Annotated in this window: 16 protein-coding genes; 2 read left to right on the top strand and 14 right to left on the bottom strand. The window is 51.9% G+C overall.

Features of this window, described 5'->3' with window-relative positions; all coding sequences use genetic code 11:
- Window positions 1-20: 20 nt before the first annotated feature.
- From IPQ00_04475 to IPQ00_04450, 6 genes are read right to left on the bottom strand one after another with little or no spacing between them, the layout of a single operon-like run.
- Entirely contained in the window at window positions 21-782 is a 762-nt protein-coding gene (locus IPQ00_04475; GenBank protein MBL0239814.1) for a hypothetical protein, read from the bottom strand.
- Window positions 783-785: 3 nt separating this feature from the next.
- Window positions 786-1,301, bottom strand: a complete 516-nt coding sequence (locus IPQ00_04470; GenBank protein ID MBL0239813.1) for a hypothetical protein — start codon at window positions 1,299-1,301, stop codon at window positions 786-788.
- Window positions 1,302-1,338: 37 nt separating this feature from the next.
- Window positions 1,339-3,375 (bottom strand): TIGR03663 family protein, encoded by a 2,037-nt coding sequence (locus IPQ00_04465; protein MBL0239812.1) that lies wholly within the window; start codon window positions 3,373-3,375, stop codon window positions 1,339-1,341.
- 7 nt (window positions 3,376-3,382) lie between these two features.
- The gene (locus IPQ00_04460; protein ID MBL0239811.1) at window positions 3,383-5,386 is read right to left on the bottom strand and encodes a hypothetical protein; all 2,004 of its coding nucleotides are present in this window, start codon (window positions 5,384-5,386) and stop codon (window positions 3,383-3,385) included.
- Window positions 5,387-5,989, bottom strand: a complete 603-nt coding sequence (locus tag IPQ00_04455) for a riboflavin synthase (protein MBL0239810.1) — start codon at window positions 5,987-5,989, stop codon at window positions 5,387-5,389.
- Window positions 5,989-6,966 (bottom strand): transporter, encoded by a 978-nt coding sequence (locus IPQ00_04450; protein ID MBL0239809.1) that lies wholly within the window; start codon window positions 6,964-6,966, stop codon window positions 5,989-5,991. The genes IPQ00_04455 and IPQ00_04450 overlap by 1 nt, the downstream gene beginning before the upstream one ends.
- A gap of 86 nt (window positions 6,967-7,052) precedes the next feature.
- Between IPQ00_04450 and IPQ00_04445 the strand changes: the two genes are divergently transcribed.
- Window positions 7,053-7,598 carry a hypothetical protein gene (locus IPQ00_04445; GenBank protein MBL0239808.1) on the top strand — a complete coding sequence of 182 codons (546 nt, stop codon included), beginning with the start codon at window positions 7,053-7,055 and terminating at the stop codon, window positions 7,596-7,598.
- Between the two features lie 21 nt (window positions 7,599-7,619).
- On the opposite strand, the gene IPQ00_04440 is transcribed toward IPQ00_04445, so the two are convergent.
- From IPQ00_04440 to IPQ00_04425, 4 genes are all read right to left on the bottom strand, one after another.
- Window positions 7,620-8,660: a glycosyltransferase family 2 protein gene (locus IPQ00_04440; protein ID MBL0239807.1), complete on the bottom strand. Its 1,041-nt coding sequence runs from the start codon at window positions 8,658-8,660 to the stop codon at window positions 7,620-7,622.
- A 3-nt stretch (window positions 8,661-8,663) separates the two neighbouring features.
- Window positions 8,664-9,821: a glycosyltransferase family 2 protein gene (locus tag IPQ00_04435; GenBank protein MBL0239806.1), complete on the bottom strand. Its 1,158-nt coding sequence runs from the start codon at window positions 9,819-9,821 to the stop codon at window positions 8,664-8,666.
- On the bottom strand, window positions 9,818-11,416 hold the full coding sequence (locus IPQ00_04430; GenBank protein MBL0239805.1) for a hypothetical protein: 1,599 nt from the start codon (window positions 11,414-11,416) through the stop codon (window positions 9,818-9,820). The genes IPQ00_04435 and IPQ00_04430 overlap by 4 nt, the downstream gene beginning before the upstream one ends.
- 69 nt (window positions 11,417-11,485) lie before the next feature.
- On the bottom strand, window positions 11,486-12,637 hold the full coding sequence (locus IPQ00_04425; GenBank protein ID MBL0239804.1) for a hypothetical protein: 1,152 nt from the start codon (window positions 12,635-12,637) through the stop codon (window positions 11,486-11,488).
- Between the two features lie 524 nt (window positions 12,638-13,161).
- Between IPQ00_04425 and IPQ00_04420 the strand changes: the two genes are divergently transcribed.
- Window positions 13,162-13,449, top strand: coding sequence for a hypothetical protein (locus tag IPQ00_04420; protein MBL0239803.1), 288 nt, complete (start codon window positions 13,162-13,164; stop codon window positions 13,447-13,449).
- Between the two features lie 13 nt (window positions 13,450-13,462).
- On the opposite strand, the gene IPQ00_04415 is transcribed toward IPQ00_04420, so the two are convergent.
- The 4 genes from IPQ00_04415 to IPQ00_04400 form a co-directional block, all read right to left on the bottom strand.
- Window positions 13,463-15,301 (bottom strand): long-chain fatty acid--CoA ligase, encoded by a 1,839-nt coding sequence (locus IPQ00_04415; protein MBL0239802.1) that lies wholly within the window; start codon window positions 15,299-15,301, stop codon window positions 13,463-13,465.
- Window positions 15,302-15,453: 152 nt separating this feature from the next.
- Entirely contained in the window at window positions 15,454-17,019 is a 1,566-nt protein-coding gene (locus IPQ00_04410) for a YifB family Mg chelatase-like AAA ATPase (protein ID MBL0239801.1), read from the bottom strand.
- A 97-nt stretch (window positions 17,020-17,116) separates the two neighbouring features.
- On the bottom strand, window positions 17,117-18,607 hold the full coding sequence (locus IPQ00_04405) for a hypothetical protein (protein MBL0239800.1): 1,491 nt from the start codon (window positions 18,605-18,607) through the stop codon (window positions 17,117-17,119).
- 71 nt (window positions 18,608-18,678) lie between these two features.
- On the bottom strand, window positions 18,679-20,112 hold the full coding sequence (locus IPQ00_04400) for an ammonia-forming cytochrome c nitrite reductase subunit c552 (GenBank protein MBL0239799.1): 1,434 nt from the start codon (window positions 20,110-20,112) through the stop codon (window positions 18,679-18,681).
- Window positions 20,113-20,244: the final 132 nt, after the last annotated feature.

Below are 20,244 nucleotides of genomic sequence, written 5' to 3'. Positions count from 1 at the left end.
CGCGGTACCGTGCTTTCTTCCTATTTGACCACAAAGTGCTTTCGCTCAACTGATGCCCATTTCGCCGGGTTCCAAAGATCCTCGTTGAGCTCGATGCCGGTTCGTATATCTGAATACACCTCCGAAGTCGATAGCTTGCCGTTGACGATAAACTGCACTTCGGCGGCAACCCATCCACCGCCTTTCATCTTCACATATTTGTTAAATTGAGTTTCGTTAGTGCTCTTTTTATTTGCGCCGCCGGGCACTAATAGCCGCACGAAAAGCAATTCCTTCTTATCGATCCAAAACTGTGGCGAAGTTAGATCACCGGGGTTTGCACCTACAATGTAGACGGCTTTGCCCTGCCATTTGCCCGTGCGGAGGATCGACATTTTGATATTTAACGAGGCTAGCTGTTCGAGTGATTTTTTGACAGGCTGGGCATAGACGTCAAAGCCGAGCAGAAGCAAAGGGTGCATCAGCGGACGCTCCGCCGTCTGTTTGCCGTCACGAAACGAAAAGAGTTTTCCGTCGCTGAAGAGCATTCCGCCCTTGTTCTCGACTGGAGCAATATCGATGCGCAGGCGACCGGGAACGCTCATCGCTTCGTACCACATCGTTGAGTTGGACGTGCCGTCAGCTAAGTAATTGATGGTTTGCTGTTGGAATGTGAGCGTCTTGTACCATTTGCCGTCGTACTTATCGTGCATTGCGGTGATCAGATCCTCGCCGGACCTGATCTTAGCCAGTGACGGTAACGCCAAAATAAACAAAAGAAACGATATCTTGAAAATTTTCATATTTTAGTTGGACGGCTTGACCCGAATGGCACTACTAGGAATTATCGCCTTTTCTTCTTCGGTGCAGGCGTCGGGATCGATGACCGAGGCTCCGTTGGCGATCTTCCAACCCGCACCGGTGCGGACTAGATTAAACTGGTTAATACCGCAATGCGACAGTTTGCCGCTTGCGAAGTACACATATCGCCCCCAAACCATTGCCCAGTCACCACTGACTTCGGCGTTGGGTGCGTACATAACCTCTTCCATCACTTTTGTCTTGTCAGCGAACATTTTTGCAAAGGCTTCACGCGATATCACCTGCATCCTCGACTTGCCGTCCTTTTGCTTGAAAAGTGCGACGAGTTGATTTTCGGGAGTTCCGACCGCGATTATTCCAACGGGATTTGCCGCCGCCATTTCAGCGAAAAGCTGTTTTACAACGGCAAGTACAGCCGTTCTGTCGTCGGATCTCTGCCCCGCGGCGGATGCCGCAAGACTCATCGCCAATCCAATAAGCACAATCGCTTTTTTCAACATTTCAATGTTCCTATTCGCCAAGCCCTTACGCCGACGCTTAATAATTTGATCTTGGCGGCGGCGTCTCGTATTCGAGTATTTTGTATAGTTCCGTGGCGTCAGCGCCGGCGATATCCTTGCGAACGAGCAGCATCAGGTCGACTCCCGGCCTCAACGGGTAAACGCCCGCGAATTTGTAATGAGCCGAATAGCGCCTGATCACCTCGGCGTCCTGAGCGTCCTTCTTGGCAACGATCATCTCCGCCGCAGTTGCATCGACCAGAGACCCGTGAAAGTTCGCGTGTTCATAGTCTTTCAGATACCACGTCATCGGCCAATAGTCCGGTGAAACGATCTCGACGGTCGCCTGCTTGCCTTGGCCGCTCTTTTCGGCAAAGTGATCTATCTCTGCCACGAGGTCGAGCATCTCACGCTTCGTGTGGGCATAAACGTATCCCATTTCTTCGTCATCATAACGGACAAAATTGATCGAATACGCTTGATATGCCAAAACCGCCGAACCGATGACCGCCAGGATCACTCCGAGTGCCTTGAGCGGCATTCGTTTCGACGTAACAAATTCGTTAATGCCGTAGCCCGCGATCAAACACATCGGCAAATAAAAACTCAGGGCGAGCCACGGCGTTTTGTATGGAATGATCGTGTACGCAGCAAAGAGTCCAAATGCCCAAAACGCGGTGAAGATCGCAAATCTATGCCTTGCTCTCAACAACGAAACTGCCGCTCCGATCGGTGCGAGGATAATTAACGGGGACTCGACCTTAAGCCCCCACTTTACATAGCCCATCAGGCCGTTTTGCGTGTGATCCTTATTGCCGGTCTTGGTCCAAATCGCGTATGCCTCAAAGGCTTTCTGCACGCCCTCGGCATAGCTGAAAAATGATGAAAAGAATAGAACATTGAGATAAATGAACACCACCGCAACCGCGACAAGCATTAAGATGAGGTCGTTTCCTATGCCCAGTGCAGGTCGAAACGTATGCCAGTTGAGATTGCTGTCTTCGACAAGAACGGACTCATTATCTTTGCTGTAGCTAAACAGAAAGATCGCCCAAGCCGTCATCGCCGCGACCGCGAGCGATACTATTCCATAAAACGCAAACGCCTCTTGGGGACGGCCTTCGCCGAAAAAGTTCGCGTAAAACCATTGCCCGCCCTCGATAAACTTGTCCTTATATACTAATACAATAAGTATCGCGACGGCGTGAGCCAGCACAATGCCCCACATGCCTCGGTTCCTAAACAGATCGCCGGCGGCAAACCTGCGCCAAAGCCAAACACAGAATATCGAGATAAGCATCGTGCCTAGCGTGATGAATGCCGTTTCTTTGGTCGCAAATAACATCGCCGCCGCGGTCGACGCAAGCAAAAGATAGATCGGCCGGCCGTCTTCCCACGAAAGCAGCATCCGCATTACGAAGAACACCAACACCGCCTCAACGATAATGAAGGCTACCCGAAACGCCCAAAGTGCTCCGGCATTTTCTCCGCCAAGTGCCGCTGCCAAGTTCAGTGCAGACGGTAAGAATGCCGTCAGGAGCACGATCACCATCCAAACATTGGCGAATATGCCTGATTTACGCCGATCGATAAATAAGAGAACCGCAACCACTACGGCGAGGCTGCAAAAAACAAAGAACATCTCGTGGATAAAATACCTTGAGATGTAGACCATACCCGGCGATAACGCCAGAAAGAGTGCCGCCGAGAGTGAGCCGATCTTCCCGATATATCGCCTTAGAAAAAATGCCAGCACCACTGTCAGAACGCCAAAAACAGCGACACTCGCCCTGACCGGAACGGTTTCGAGCCCAAACACCTTGGCAAACGCAAGCGAGATGTAATAGAGCGTCGGCCCGTGATAGTTGGCAGGGTCGTAGGCGTAGGTGCCCTTATCAAAGAGGGTTTTTAGAAAAAAGCCGTTGACGCCCTCATCGTGATGAAATGGCTTTAGGCCGAGCCAATAGAATCGCAACAGCGTCGCCGCGGCCGTTACGATCGCACAACTCACCAGCCAGCCGATGTCGTAAGGCCGCTCTGTTATCTGATCGTTTGTCTCTTTTTCGCCATTCATCGGTCGCTTAGTTTTTAATCTTATATACGCGATATTGGCCCGATTCTGCTATCAATGGAAACTTTTTGAAAAATTCCTCATTGGCTCCGAGCGTATTGCGTTCGTCGGGTGAAACGAGTACGTACTCGATATTGTTCTGTCGCAAATACAGGTCCGCAACTCCGCCGCCGGAATAAATGAGCTTTGTCTGCTCTTCGCGTTTGGCGTAGTCGATCCCGTGCGATGACAGATGGCCGATGTACCTCATAAAGGACGGTCGCCCCGAGAGTACGACGACAGTGTTATACGTCGGAGCATTCAGAAACAATGCATCGGGGCTCGTCTTTGCCTTGATCTGTTCGGCCAAGCGAATCGCGTCCGTGTCGAATACCTTTATATGATTTTGCCCACTCATCGTCCGCCATACGTCGAGTCCGCCAGCCGACGTCAGCACTATCAAGCAAGCTACCGCCGCAGTTCTGAGAAATTTACCACTCTCCCAAGCCCTTGCAATTGCATATGCCATCAACGGTAGCGACCCGACGAACCAATAGATCAAAACCTTGATATTGTCCCACTCCCAAGGAGCGAGTTTTACCACATTTGAGACAATAAATAGTACAGCGAACGGCACGTAAAATAGCAGGAGTGTCCGGCCGTCCGGCAATTTCGCATCCTTTTTTGCTCTCGCTTTGTGATCCGGTTCCTTGATCGTTAATAAAGCGTAGACCCCGGCGGCGATGACCGGAATTACGATACCGGTATTTTTTAACCAAAACCATAATATGTTCGCGTCGCCTTTGTCCCAACCGAAATGCCATCCGATGAATTTGCTCACATCCGACGCGCTACCCGCCATTGACCATATGAGTTCGGGAATCGCGATCACCGTCACACCAACTCCAAACGCGATCCACACCCGCCATTTCTCAGGTCGAAAGATAAAACAGAATCCGGTTACGACAAATAGCACGATCAGGCTATGCAAATGTATCAGCGGCAGCATTCCGGCAAAAAGCCCGAGAGCAAATGGCCGCCACAATGTCGAAAGCAGATCGCTGTCACCGGTCTTACCTGCAATATCCGGCTTGGCGATTTTTTGGATATCATCACTTTCCCCAGAAAAAACGCGCCAGAGAAACCCTAAAACCAATACCGTTATCGGCATCCCGAGCAGCAAACTTCGCTGAGTTATAAACAGCACGACCATCGAGTTTCCCCATCGGAATTTGTCGCCGATCGTGTAGTCTCGCGGCAGTTGCCATAATACTTCCCAGAGACTCTTACCCTGTTCCCAGTAGTCTTTCGCAAACCATACGAAACCAAGCCCGCCGCTGAAAAACAGCAGAAGCGGAGCTATGCGGCCCGCGAGTTTGTTTCCGGTCAGTTTGACCGTGAACCGCTCGAGGATCACCAAAAGTGAAAATGCCCAAGCAAAATCCTGTATCACTAACGCACCGCGAACATCCGCCCCGAGCTTAATAAACGCGGCAGTGACAAAGTCAGCAACAAATGGATACGAAAATCTTGCACCTGCAAATGACGGATTCTGCGGCGGAAAATTAGCTCCGTCGGTAAACCCCAAGATGGCTCCAAGATGGAACGGAAGGTCGCCGAGGTTGTTCGAACCACCGGTGAATATCCCCGCGTCCGTCTGGTACATCGCTTGTCCAAAGAATAGCCAGAAGACCAGAGCAAAAAATGCATAATACCCGAAACCCGAAAATCGCTTGAGGTTACCGCCCTGAAATTTGCCCTTTGCCTTTGCCCAGTCGTGCTTGAATTCCCGCTTGTAAGGTTTGCTCCTCAGCAACATCAGCGGCAATAGTGAAACTGCGATCGCGGCGGCGGCAGTGACGGCGTTAAGCCCGAAAAGCGATGCGAGAATGAATCCCGCAAGTCCGAAAATACTGGTCCCGACGATATTGCCAACGGCCAGTCGCCACATAAACCGCTCGTCAGCGACGATCGGATATGTCAGAGCGAGTCCGCCAAACGAAATGGCACAGATCAGTAAGATCGATATCAGCATTTAGTTTCCTTTGTCGCCAAACCGTACAATATTTTCAACGTACTTTGCAATGACGTCCGCCTCTAGATTTACTGCATCGCCGGGCACAAGTGTCGACAGATTGGTCATCTCCCAGGTCTTAGGGATCACGGCGATGTCGAACTGAGTATCGTCAAGGTGCGCAACTGTCAGACTGATGCCCTCCACCGCTACCGAGCCCTTAAACACAAGATATCGGCGAAATTCTGCCGGAAAGCCGATACTGACGGTCCAAAACTCACCCTCGTCCGTGGCGGCGAGGAACTGGCCTCGGCCGTCCACGTGTCCCTGTACGATGTGGCCGCCGAGACGCGTCGTCGGCGTCACCGCCCGTTCGAGATTCACTCTCGACCCAACTTTCAAACGCCCGATCGTAGATCGCTCGAGCGTTTCCGGTGAGACGTCCGCCGCGAATCCGTCCGTCGTTGCATTGAGCGCAGTTAGGCACACACCGTTCACAGCGATCGAGTCGCCATTGCCGATATCCTCCGTCACGATATCCGCGGCGATCGTAATGCGGACGCCCGCCGCTAGTGATTCTACTGCGGAAACACGGCCTAATTCTTCGATTATACCTGTAAACATTATGACTCCGCCCGCTCTACGCTCGATAACCGCCGAACGTCGATCGAGATCGGCTCGCCCTCGGGCACCTCGCGGTAAATACTGATAAATTTATGACCGAATTTGATCTGGCTCGGTTTATACGATGTCCGTGTGTGAACGACCTGAGCAAAGGTCTCGTCGATCGCTGACATAAGTATCAGTATCTCGGCATCGGATCGTAAAAGGTCCTGGTGCGAAAGCCCTTTGAGTGGCGATTCCATCGTGATCGGGTGCACGACCGTCCAGGCTAGAGGGAAAAACGACACTTTGCTTCGCTCAAGTTCCAAAAGGTCAAAACGCCTCACCGGGCGGCCGTTTTCGGCCACCAGACGCGAAAATATCACTTGAGCCGTGACCTCGATCAACTGATTGTTTCGTCCGTTCACTAGCCGAAACATCAATCCGGTCGTGTCGCGGTATGGTGCGACGACGGCGATCTCGCTATAGATCAGCCGTGCTGTCGGCCGTGCAAAACGGGCGAAGACCACGCCGGTTATCAGAGCGTTGACGAGCAAGCTGTAATACGATTCGACTGTGACAAGCAAATTCGGGATGATCCCGACCGGATGGATCGTGCCGTAACCTATCGTGGCAAATGTCTGGACGCTGAAGAAAAATCCACGTATATAGATGCTTTGTGTCGCGTCTGCCGAAGTATCTACGAGTGCCGCCTCGCCAAATGCGGCATACCCCATCCCAAAAACGATATTGCTTACAAAATAGATCGCGAGCAGCAGTGACAGAAACGACGCCCACCTCATTTCGAGAAAGATATGAAATAGATTGAGTGTGGTGCGAAACGGCAGTCCGGACCGCTGCACGTTAAACGATCCGTCAGGATTGATCAGCCTTTGCCGACTCTGGCCGGAAACGATCGAGCCAAACCCAAGGTCGCGCTCTTCGCCGTCGGGCCGCACGCCGGAACCCGCACTATTTTCGATGGTTTCTGTGGGCACGTTGATACATTGGATTATAACGACCACCCGCAAGAATTGTAAAAGCGATTTGGTTTTTGCCCTGCAAAAGTGATGAAATACCCCTTATGTCAAATGTATCATCGGCACAGGATCAGCCGCCCAAACTTAGAATAACCGCCGATGGCGGGCCCGATATCGGTTCGCTTGCCGACATTCTGGAGTGGTTTCTCAATTACGACGAGCGCGTTAGCCGCGTCCGTCTGCCCTACGTCGAACAGCTTTTTCAATGGAAACAGCAGGATGACAAGGTCAACGGCATCGCCATTTATCCCTTCGACAACGCGGAGGCTCGATTTGCGGTCGGTGCATTTCAGGCTCTGGCTGAAAACGACTCAGAACCAACGCTCAATGCCTGGATCACAGACGTCCTGAACGCCCTGCAGGAAGCCCGAGCCACACGCACCGATCTGACTGATACCTTCGGACTGGACGAAGACCACGATCTATCTGCCGTCGAAAAGGCTGAAAAGCTGACTACCTCGGTTGAAAAACGGATCTATTTAACGAGTTCTTGGATCGAAAATCTTTGCACCGCGGAAGCCCGATTTCTGGGCTGGATCTATCAGGAGATATACGGCAAACCGTTTACCCCAACAGTTATCGAGGAGTAGAGATAGAACTTGGTACAGCCGCTAATCGCCGTTGCTCATCGGCAAGCTGCGTGGAACAAAGGCTATCTCGTCAGGCCGACGGGTGCGGTAATGGTTGAGCAACCATCTCGGTGCGAGGCGTGCGAGCCAGGTGATCGTCCGGAGTTTCATCGATGGACGGATACTGTTTGCCTCCGCAAAAGAAAGATAGGCGTTTCGAAAATCTTCGTTTAGTAAGTATGCCTTGCCGTATTCGATCCTCAGGTCGCACTGCAGTCGTGTAAGCATTCCATCGACGACCGCCAGTTCACTTTTGTCCAGATCGATCGACCGCTTGACGCGGCCCAGAACGTCGATCTCACGCTTAACGCGGCTGACTGAATCGCCGGACAAACTCTGCAGATGCACCCGGTACTTGAGTAGCGGTATTCGCTGATAACCGATCCGTGCCCCGGACTTTGCCATTCGTACCCATAGGTGAAAGTCGTGAGCCTTATTTCGCTCAGGTTCAAACAGGCCTGCCCGTTCCAGTGCTGACTTATATGCTATCGTGCCGGACGTGATCACATTACACGAATAATCTAGCAGCGATAGAGCCGTAACTTCTCCGTTCGACGGAGCTCCTTCCATAAAGGTCTTTCGCGTCGCTGATCTCATTCCGAACTGCAAGGCATCGCAATAGACCATATCGTAACCACGCCCTAAAAATATCATCTGCGAGGCGAGAAAATCAGGCATCCATATATCGTCTCCGTCCAGAAATGCGATGATCTCGCCCCGGGCGTGCCTGATACCGGTATTGCGAGCGGCACCGGCACCGAGGCTCGGCTGTTTGATATATACGATGTCTTCACGAAAGGCTCCGATCGCCCGTTCAAAGGCCGGCGTATCCGGTGAACCGTCGTTTATGACTATAACCTCGTAATCACGAAATTTTTGTTCTGCAACTGATTTGAGAGTTTCGGCGATAAAGTCGGCGACGTTGTACGCAGGTATTACGATACTGACCTTCGGCGCCCACGAAAAAACGTTGCGGCCGACGAAGATCTTTGATTCGGGGTTGTTTTGGTCAGATGATCTCATCTGTCAACGTGATTCGCGGATCGGTTCCCAGGTCACGACACGCTCGCCGCGGACAAACCTGAAAAATGCGATCGCCGAGGCAAGATTGGCCAAGACAAAATATAGTGGTATCGCCAAAAGAGTGATCCGACGGCCGGCACGCTCGACCAGCCATCCGAAAAATGCCGCAATATAGACCGCCATTTGGCCGAGCAGCAAAAAGTCCCAAAAGAGACTGCGGCCCGCCAAAAAAACGTTTGTGACAAGGATCAAAGCCAATATCAAAGGAACGCAATATCGTAAAAGCTTATGCGAGATCAACTGTACGGCGTAGAAACCGCTCTTAAACGGATTGAGCATATCGGCATTGCGCCAAAGGTCTGTATAGGTCTGTGAGATGACACGAACCCGCATCTTAAACTCTTCGTGCGTTCGTTGATTCGTGTGCTCATAGCAGACCGCATCCGGCTCAAAGATACTTCGCAGGCCTTGCCGGTACAGTTCAGTGCAGATCAGAAAATCGGAGCACGCCTCAGCGTACATTGGCCTGTATGCGGAACGGCGAACTGCGTATAGACATCCTGATGCCCCGATCAGCGAACAAGCACGGCTTTCTGAGGTTTTTAGAAAAGTCTCGTAGTTCCAATAACTTTGAGCACCGGTACCGACGTTGGTTTCGCCGTTGTCCAGATATACCAATCGCCCTGCAACGCAGCCTACGGTATCATCGGCAAAGGCCGGCAGAACCCTGCGCAGAACGTCGGGCGTGTATTCGGTCGTCGCGTCCGAAAACAGTACGATCTCGCCCGATGCTGCGGCCACGGCGCTATTTTGGGTAACAGTCTTGCCGAGACGCCCCTCCTGCCGATAGAGCTTGACGCCAAGATGGGCGTGCTCTTTGACGATCTCATCAGTCCGGTCGGTCGAGCCGTCCGATGCAACCAGAATTTCCAGTTTGTCCTTCGGATATTCTATCGCGAGAGTATTGGCAAGCTTTTCGCGGATGGCGGATTCCTCGTTAAATGCCGTGATCAGGATCGTCACTGTTGGCTCGATATTATCGCGGCGAACCGGACGGGCAAGTATCAGCCCGGCCGCATACACGACCAGAGGGTAGCCGACGTACACGTACGCCAATACTACGATACAAACCAAGAACAATATCGATGCTGCTGCCGTCATTTCGCCTCGGCGGAGCGCCATTCCCATAGCGGACCAGCCTGCACGTCCTCTTTTAAACCATTTTCGAACGAATAACACCGCCGGAAAGCGACGGCGTACGCGATCAGATAGTATATGAACCAATTATACGCAACCGATGCAAAGAAACTCGAGACCATATAGCCGACGATGCTCGCCTGCAATCCGATCGCCATATAGTAATACCAACCCTGTTCGCCTTTGTCGAAGAGCAGACGCTCAATCGCGGCGAGTTTTCGGAATGGGCTGATCATAAAGACCAAATAGGCCGCTAAACCTAGTATGCCTAATTCTGACGATACCTGAGTAAACGCATTGTGAGACTGCAGATTGTGGATGCCGACGATCGGAAAATTGCCAATACCGATCCCCCAAGGATTGCGTGCAGTGATCAAAAGCGAACGGATCAAAAGCTCTTTTCGCTGATCGCTGGAACCGACCGGGTCGAGTCCCGGAATAAAGATAGACAGCATCCGCAGGCCATAATTTCCCGGTGCCGCCAGTACGGTTACTGCCCCAAGGGCCAATGTCACGATCGTAACATTCAAACGGTGTTTTCGCCCCAGTTTCCAACCCAGCATAGCTCCCACCACGATAAGGCCGATGAAGCCGCCGCGGGAAAATGTGACCATATTCCCACCGACGAATAACAAGGCAGATCCGAACAAGCCAAATTTCGCGAGCTTAGACTTAGTCGCGATACCGAGGGCGATAACGAGTGGAGTCATCATCACCAAATGCATCGCCATTTCGTTCGGGTTACCGAACATTCCCCTGACATCGACACCGACTCGATATGATTCGACCGTAAACTCGCCGTTCATATACATATCGAGCGCCGAAAACGACAGGTAAACGGCGATCAGGATCGAGAGCCACATTAAGCCCATCAGACGTCGACGCGTACGCACCGCGTTTACCAAAACCACGAATATAATTACCGCCTTGATAAACGGATCATTAAACGTTTCCCAAGCGACGGCCGGATCGCGAGCGATGGGCATCGTCACGATCGATAAGGCCGTAAGTGCCAGGACGGCCTTAACCTCGGTCGATAGCATTGTCAGATTGCCCTCGGTCGCGATCTGGGCCGGCAGATAGATCGCAAGCGTCGCCAGAGCCACATAGAATGCGGTAGCCGAAAGAAATGACAACTGCGGTATCAGTTCATAAGGACGAAATAAAACAAGGATCGAGAAAATAAAAAGGCCCACGTAAGTAAACGTGTGGCCGTTGCGTACAAGCCAACGTTCCCCGGTGAGTAGTTTGACGTCTTTTTCCTGCTTTCGTTCGCGTCGTCTCGGCGGTTGTCCCGCCGGATCGATATCATCGGCAGTGAGCGAAATATCGGGGCCAAACTCGCTTGACAGACCACCTTCGCTCTTCGGCTCGGAGTGCTCAGCTCTTCCGCTTCGATGCACACCCGCGGTGTCCTGCCGGATATAAGGCTCGGCCGACTGGTTCAGGATCGGCGATGGACGCAGCGATGAAACGCCGCGAAGCTCCTGGTCTTCGTTGAAACTACCTGTGGATGAGAGCGGCTTGTAATCACGATCTTTTGAACTTTCGGTGGGCATTTTTGGTTACCGGTATTCGTAATAGAATACCTATATTTGCATACCGTTGCACACGGCCGAATTGCTCAGCTATGCGGCCACCGCTTCTTTTTCGACCGTCACCATCTCGCGGACTTTGCGTTTTAGGGCTTTTTCAAATTGCCTCGCCTCGTTGACGCCGCCAAATTCAAGCTGCTGCAGATTTGCCTCGATCCGTTTTCGGTAATCCGAAACAAGCGAATCCGATACTCCGAGCAGATCGGCGACTTCGAGTTGAGTGCCGCTATCGGCGATCAGGTAACAATGCCATAATACGTTGATCATTCGGTCATACTGTTTCGCTTTGCCGCGAACGGATTTGTTAAGCGTCTCCAAAAAGCCGTCAACATAGCCTATGGCCTCGATTTCAGCTTCGTTTCTCAGCAGATCTTGCTCAGGCGTTTCCCGAACATCCTTGAACTCAAACTGCATTCGATCATCGTCGTCGCCATCAGCCGGACCGCCGACGGGCACGAGATGAATATCCATTATAGGAAGCCTCGACATTACAAATGACCGAAGCGAACGAACGTCGACCGGCGAATCGATCGCCTTAAATACGCGTATTATCAGCTTCTCAAGTTCGACATTGCTGATCACGATCTGAGCATCACCGGTGCAGCCCACCATCCTCGTATCGCGCTTTTGAAATGAGACCGCCTTTACTCGCTCGTCCATTTCCTGCACGTCACGACGCGATTTCTGATTGGCCCAAACGGCGAGCCCGTAAAGTCGGTCCGCAAGGCGGCGATGGGCCTCCGGATTGCCGATATTATCAAAACGCTTGAATGTCTCACTTGTTTGAATGAGCGTTGAGACACGACGAGCTAGACGGTATGATTCCGGATAACGCTTTCTCAATTCCGCGGTCAACAAATTTGTGAGTTCGATCTGACTGATCTCAGCTTCGATCTCAGGATCGGTCATCTGAGTATCTATATAGTGCTGAAATCTCTCTTTGCTGAGCAATGCGACGAACAATTCCTGTGTGAGGTCAGTGTAGGCGTTTTGCTTTCCCTCTTCGACAAGGAATCCCGCCCTTTTCGACGCCCGAACCAGCGGGTGCGAAGACACTATGCGATGAAGTTCAGTCCAGATCTGATTAACATCAGATTTTTCGAGACTGGCATTCCATTTACCCACCTTGAACTGTCGGCCTTGGATGTTTTTTGGCAGAGATACCTGCACTTTCATTTCGTTCATAATAAACCTGCGGTAGTTTCAACCATCGAAAGGGTTCGCGTTCGGCGAGCGATCTTGACGATATAGCCCAAAATGGCCTGTTCGTTGATGCTCTACGGGCAACGTTAGATCGCTCAAAACGTGCGGCTGCTGTTTCGCTTGGTGGGGGAAAGTTGAGAAACTTTATGTTTGGTGCGGCCGCTGAGCGAGGTGCCGAACCGGGTTGGTGTAGTGTGAAACATTCCTGTCTCACTGCCTACATTTAAGATACTAGCAGGAAAATTCTATTTGAGCAACAAGTTTTTCTTTTGTTTGTTTTTGTTGTGCATATATTCTTAAACGTTGCATTTAAGTAGTTTACGGGCCGGATTGGCGAGAAATGGTCAGTCCCTGAACAAATTTAGCGAAACTTTTCCTCGAAAGTTATGGAAGCAAAGCCTGATTGCTGATTTATTTTCGAGTAGCAGAAGAAAAATAGGCCGGCGTAACCTTAGCTCCTGACTCAACGTGCTACTCGTGCGATTTTTTGATCGCTTGTTTTTTGTATGGTAAATTTTTCTAAGAACGAAGCCTGTCCCACATCGGAAGAGCTGCTTGAATTCCAAACCGGCGACCTCGCCAGGTATCGCTGCTCTGAGGTGCGTGGGCATCTGCATTACTGCGAATTTTGTGCGGCAGAGGCGGAGTTCTACTCCCGATACCCACAAATAAGCGGTGAGGAGATGGCGGACGCAATTCCAACGGCAATTCCCGCTCCGTTATTTGAATTGGCCGAATCGCTCTTAAAACTTAAGCACGATGATCCGGCCTCACTCGAATGCTTACTCAATTGAATTCTTTTCGCAGTTAACTGCCGCAGATCTCGTCGATCGCCTCACCAAATTTTTCGTCTATGACGCCCCGTTTTATCTTGAGCGTCGGTGTCATTTCACCTTTGTCGATCGAAAACTCTCTTGGTAGGAGATAGACGCGTTTTACACGTTCATAATCGCTGAGTTCCCGGGTAAGATCGATCGCGTCACGTTGGACTCGTTTGACGAACTGCGGATCCTCGCAAAGTTCTTCGCGCGTGCCGGTCGCGGGATGCCCTTCGGCCCTCATTTCTTCTTTTAACGCATCCCAATCAGGCACGATCAGGGCACCGACCTGTTTCCGGCCCGAACCGACTACGACGGGTTGGGAAACAAGCGGACTTTGCTTCAAAAGGCTTTCGACCTGAAGCGGTGCGACATATTTACCGTTCGAGAGCTTAAATAGGTCCTTGATGCGGTCTGTTATGTAAAAATGGCCGTCATTGTCCTGATAGCCGACATCGCCCGTGTGGTAAAACCCTTCGTCATCGATCACTTTGGCGGTTTCCTCAGGATTATTATAATAGCCCTGCATTACGTTTCTGCCGCGGATCAGAATTTCGCCGTCCTTCTCCGCGATCTTCATCTCGATCCCGTCAAAAGGACGCCCGATCGAGCCGACCTTGTTATCCTCCGGACGGTTTGCAGACGTCACGCATGCCTCGGTCATACCATATCCCTGCAAGATCGGGATGCCGGCCGCTAAAAACGCATACGACAGCCTTCTCGATAGTGGTGCTCCGCCGGACACGAAAAAGCGAAGACTGCCGCCAACACCGTCGCGCCATTTTGAAAACACAAGCCGACTGGCTAAAGCGTGCCGGGCGGCCAGTAAGGGTGAGAGCGATCCGTGTCGATCCTTAGCATCCGAGTATTCCTGTCCGACCACCAGAGCCCATTCAAAAAGCTTGGTTTTCCATCCACCAGCCGCTTTCCCTTTCTTCACTATCTTGTGATAGACCTGCTCGAAAAGCCTCGGTACCGCCGTCATTATCGTCGGTTTGACCTCTTGCAAATGTGAAGCGAGTTGATCGAACGCGGCACAATAATGGATCGATACACCATTCGAGCAGAGCACGTAAAATACGGTCCGTTCAAAGATATGCGATAGCGGTAGCACCGCCAGACTGCGGTCCGAATTCCTGATAGGCAAAGCCTTTGAGACGGCGAGGATATTTGAGACAAAATTCTCGTGGGTCAGCATCACGCCTTTTGGCTCGCCCGTCGTACCGGACGTATAGATGATCGTCGCGAGATCCGTGGTTTCGATCTCGGCCATTGTGCGGTCGACGGCGTCGCGGTCGATGCGGTTAAATTCATCACCCTTCGCCTCGATGTCAGCCAGAGTCGTCGCCCGGCTATTCCCTTCGGGCTTTCCGTCAATGTCAAAAAAGACCAGCTTTTCGAGTCGTTCGACGCTCTGAATAGCATTCTCTGCGTGCTTCCAGAGTTTCCTGCCCGAAATGAACAAGATTTTTGCTCCCGAATTTTCGAGTATGAAGCGGATCTGTTCGACTGCCTGAGTGGTATAGATCGGCACATTAACGGCCCGCAAACTGAGGATCGCAAGATCCACAAATGACCATTCCGGTCGATTTTCGGAAATGATCGCGACTCGGTCACCGGCCTTTACGCCCAGCGATGCGAGACCGGCGGCGATACGCTTCACCCGCTCGATCACCTCTGTGCCGCTCAGATGTTTCCAGATATCCCCTGCCTTGTATGCAAGTGCGTCCTGCTTGTCGTTCCGTCTGAACGACTCAAAGCAAAAATGCGGAATGGTCTGCGGCAATTGTTCAAAGCCACTTATGTTTTCGCCAAAAGTTGTGGACATCAATATTTATATGCCTTGCGGTTACCCGTTTGTGTGATCGGCTATATCCGCAAATGATTAAAGGATATCACCATCGTTCAAGATTTCAGAGTTTACAATCTTTCACGTCACAGTCAAAGTTCTGCACGGCCAATGCAGTATTCCGGTAGGGTTCAAGTCCAGTAATTGCGATCAAGCGAACGATAATTGATCGCCTCGCTGATATGGGTCGGTTGAATGTTGCTGCTGCCTTCGAGATCGGCGATGGTACGCGAGACCTTTAATATGCGGTCGTGGGCGCGAGCGGACAAACCCTGTCTTTGCATCGCCTTCTCGAGTAGGTTTTCGCACTCAGTGTCGAGAGCACAGAATGTGCGGATCTGCTTTGGCGACATCGCAGAATTTGAAAAGGACTTGCCCTCAAATCTCGTGAGTTGGATCTTGCGGGCCTCTATCACTCGTTCGCGGACTACCGCCGAACTCTCGCCTTGCGGCACTCCCCGGCCTCGCAGTTCGTCAAACTTCACCGCAGGCACGTCGATATGGATATCAATGCGGTCCATTAACGGACCCGATATCTTGCCGACATATCGCTGGATCATCGGCCCTGAGCATTTGCACTCGCGCGTGGAACCAAAGTATCCGCACGGACACGGATTCATCGACGCGACCATTGTAAAATCAGCGGGAAATGTCATCGAGGTCGCCGCCCGCGAGATGGTCACCATCTTGTCCTCGAGCGGTTGGCGGAGGACTTCGAGCACGCTCCGGTCAAATTCCGGCAGTTCATCCAAAAACAAAACGCCCAAATGAGCCAACGAGACTTCGCCCGGCTTTGGGATCGATCCACCCCCGATCAATCCGGCCTGACTGACCGTATGATGCGGAGATTTGAACGGACGGTCAGTAACCAAACCCGACTTGCCGGTTAGTCCTGCGACCGAATGTATTTTCGTGATCTCGAGAGCTTCTTCAAACTCGAGCGGTGGCAATATCGTCGGCAAACGCTTAGCCAACATAGTCTTGCCGGATCCGGGCGGGCCGATAAAAAGTATATTGTGCCCACCGGCACTGGCGACCTCCAATGCCCGTTTGGCAGTCTGTTGGCCTCGAACCTCAGAAAAATCGACGTTATAATGATTCTCCCGCTCGCGGAGTTCCGAAATGTCCAGAACGAGCGGCCTGATCTTTGTCAGCCTTCCGGCATCGAGGTCGATGACAAGTTCGGCGGCCGACCGGAGATCTCGAACCGGAAAAACGTTCACACCCTTCACGACCGCCGCCTCGGTTGCATTCTCTTCGGGAACCAGAAGGTTTACAACGCCGTTTTCGCGTGCCGCGAGGGCGATCGACAAAGCCCCACGTACGGGTCGCACTCGACCGTCAAGCGACAGTTCGCCGACGCTCATCGTGCGCTCGAGTCCCTGTCCGTTGGTCAGATCGCCGTTTGCCCCAAGTATGCCGAGAGCTATGGGCAGGTCAAAACTAGCACCTTCCTTGCGCACGTCCGCCGGAGCGAGATTGACAGTCGCCTTATCTAAGGGGAAAAAATAGTTACTGTTCGCGATCGCCGCTCGGATTCGCTCACGCGATTCCCGCACTGCGGTGTCCGGCAGGCCGACGATCGTTACGCCCGGCGTCTGATCTCCGTCGCCGCTCGCCGGGCGCAGATTGACCTCTATATCTACAATTAAGGCGTCGATACCGTAAACTGCGGCAGATTGCGTCAAAAAAAGCATATGGACTGTGCGTTAAATTGATCGTTAGGGCACGCAGATTTTAACGCATTTATGCCTCAATTGACAAAATCAGGTAACGGCCCGACCTCCGCAACCATTAAAATGAATAACTTGCCGCCAGATTTACGTGATTCGCGTGCTGCTGTCCGCGGAGCATATAGGTCGTCCAGAATCCGCGATACTCGATCCCGAACGAGAATTGCGGTGTGAACTTATATATCATCTCACCCGCGACGGACATATTCCTGAGCCGCCAATCGCGGCTTGCAATGCTCGTCAGATCGCTGTTTTTAGGATCATCGATGCCTACCGTTCCGTAGATGCCCAATCGATCTTTTAGGACCTTAGGGGTAAATCCGATCTGTGCCCAACCGCCTCGGGTCCCGATCGCACGCACGCCTCCCGCCGTCGAAGCTACGCCCTGTCGGTATGCAAAGTCAGTGTTGTAACCCTGAAAGACGCCGCCCTGAAATCCACCGAGATTGCGGCCGACAAACGCCTCGCCGGTCAACGACAGTCGCTTTGAGAACGGAAGATTCCAGTCCAAGGCAAGCCCGACCGAATCGAGATCGTTTCTAACATTATTTGCACCCGTGAAGACCGCGGATCGGCCGTAATGGCCCGAGATGCCGATCGAACCCGCTTTTTTGCTCTGGAACCAATTCTTCCCGCTAAACGCGATACGGCTCTGCAGATACGGCACGCGAGATGCAGTGCCGCTCGTCGGTTGTAAAAAGAAGGCCGCGTTCGTTGCAAAATCACCGGTCTGCGGGGCGAGCAATGCAGCTTGCAAAGTAACGTGAGGAGTTAGTTTCCGCTCTACTTTTACCTGTGGTAAGCGCGACCAGAGATTGCCGGACGCCGCCATTTGCGGGATGCCCGCTGCAGCGAGTGATGTCGGACTGGCAGGCGCAAATACCATCCAGTCTTGGCCGATCGTCATGGACGTTTTTTCCCAATCGAGACGCGCGTTTGCTAAACGCAGTCGAAACACGCCAAAGTTCTCACCGATGGCGACCGAAGGGAACCCGCCGAAAAAGTCGCCTTCGAAGATGGCCGAGAGCCTTGCCTTGCCGACCTTTGCACCCTCAAGCCGTATGCCCAGACGAGTCTGCCGGACACTCGCACTCACATTCCCGGTGCCGCTCGTTGTAGCAAATAGCGGAATATCGGAGTTGTTTGTACCGCCGCTGTTTCCAAAGGCATTGAAAAACAATATTCCGTAAGGCGTCAGTCTGGCTGAGCCGACATCCATACCGAGATCTTTTTTCGCAGGCGCCGCGGCCACGGCTTCGACTTTTTGGGCCACCGCAGGTTTCGGCTCGGCCTTTGCAGACGTGTCGGCTCCAGAATTGCTATTTTTACCGACCGCCGATCTCAGCTCAGCTAGTTCACGCCGCATCATTTCAACCTGCTCCTCAAGCAGCTTTACCCGATTTCGCATCGCATCATCCGTTGGCGTTGCCGAAGGCATCGGGCGAGCAGACCCAACATCCGTTGGCGGGACCGTGCTCTGGGCACTCGTGATAAACCCCGTGACCAAGATAAAAACTATTACAATTCCGACATTTTTAACGTACTTACACATATTAGTTATTTTTAATAATTCCCTTCGGGCGGTGCGACGATCGTGGTTAAACAAGCGTCGCCGTCCGTCATCTATTCCGTTTTGCCTTGAAACGGATGGACCGGCTTAAAGCCTCCAAGGCTCATCAATCCAAATCTAGAAAAATTGATCGATTCGCCCAGGACCCTTGTTGACTCTTGCGGGGCGTGAAACCCCATAGAGTTTTCGGCTTCGATAAAGTCCAGATAGAATTGGGCCTTTCTTTGATAGTCTCTCGCGGCGGAAAGATCGGCGTCTGATCGACCTGCTGCCTTCGCGGCCTTTATCTGGGCGATCAGATCCATCAGAGCGTCCATAGCTAGATTTCGGAGGCTATAGGTCCGATTCTGGATCGTCTCTGCCCGCGACTTCAATTCATCCGAGTCAGCCTTGTGGCACGCCTGGCAAGATTGAGCGATGTTTAAGAGCGGGCTGCGGATCCAATGATCAGTTATCTTCGCGAGCCCGGCCGTTTTCGGCATATGACAATCGGCACAGGAAACGCCCGCACGTCCGTGCGACCCTTGGTTAAACATTTCAAATTCAGGATGCTGCGCCTTTAACACCTCCGCACCGGTTTCCTTATGCACCCAGTCCTTGTGCTTTGCTTCATCATAGTAGGCGAGAATATTGTCCACTTTCAGTCCATTACTCCACGGGAAGGTCAATGTTTTTCCCTCGCCCTTGAAATAGTATTCGACGTGACATTGTCCGCAGACAAACGAACGCATTTCGTTTCGCGTTGCATCACGGTTTACGTCGTAATCTTTTACGCCTTGAGACGCCTTATAGGCTGCTATCCCGACCATAAATGCCGGCTTTGTAATGCGGAGTTTCAACGTCTTGGAGTCGTGACAATCGATACACGACACCGGATGGCTCACCTCTTTGCGGGCGTCGGTAAATGGCATCTTATTGAGTGCGTCAAACCCCTTAAAAATGTCGCCGTCGCCAAGCCGTTTGTATGTCAGATAGGTAGATGCGTGGCAATTGATACACGACCCGGGCTGTTTGACGACCGCTTGGCGACCGGTAAATGTCTGGTCGTCAAGCATATAAGCGTATCCGCGTTCTTCGCGAAAATCGACTGAGAATGCATAGCCATTCCACATTGTGACCAGACGCGGATCTTCCTCCAGACGCGACTGCGATACGACCGATCGCGGGTCGGAATCTTTAGGCGTTACTTGTACCGCCTCACTCCCGCCAAATCGCGTACGGGATTGATCGACTGTCTTCTTAAAGAGTTCGTAGTGTAGCGGAAATCGCTTCCCCCAGACCGCGGGGTCATCGGATTCTTCAGTTTGAGCGGCTTTGTTGACTTGCGGAAATATGGGATCATTTTTGCTCTTTACCGGATCGGTCCAGAAACTAGCCGCCAAAAACACCGTTGCGATAGATATAAAGACGACGAGTACAATTCCATTAACCACACGTACTCGAATATTTCGAGCTTTTGGTTCGGATTTTATCGACGATTTTCTCATTTGAACCTCCGAGCATATTTTCGACAAGCTGGGTGCAAGAGCTATGTAAAAACACTCTATAGGGGTGGCCGCAAGGCAAAGTTTATTAGCAAAATAGTGCGCTGGATATGATTTAAATCACATTTGCACGGA

This window comes from Chloracidobacterium sp. (assembly GCA_016720705.1).
Taxonomy (GTDB): domain Bacteria; phylum Acidobacteriota; class Blastocatellia; order Pyrinomonadales; family Pyrinomonadaceae; genus OLB17.
This window is presented reverse-complemented; position numbering and strand designations above follow the sequence as displayed.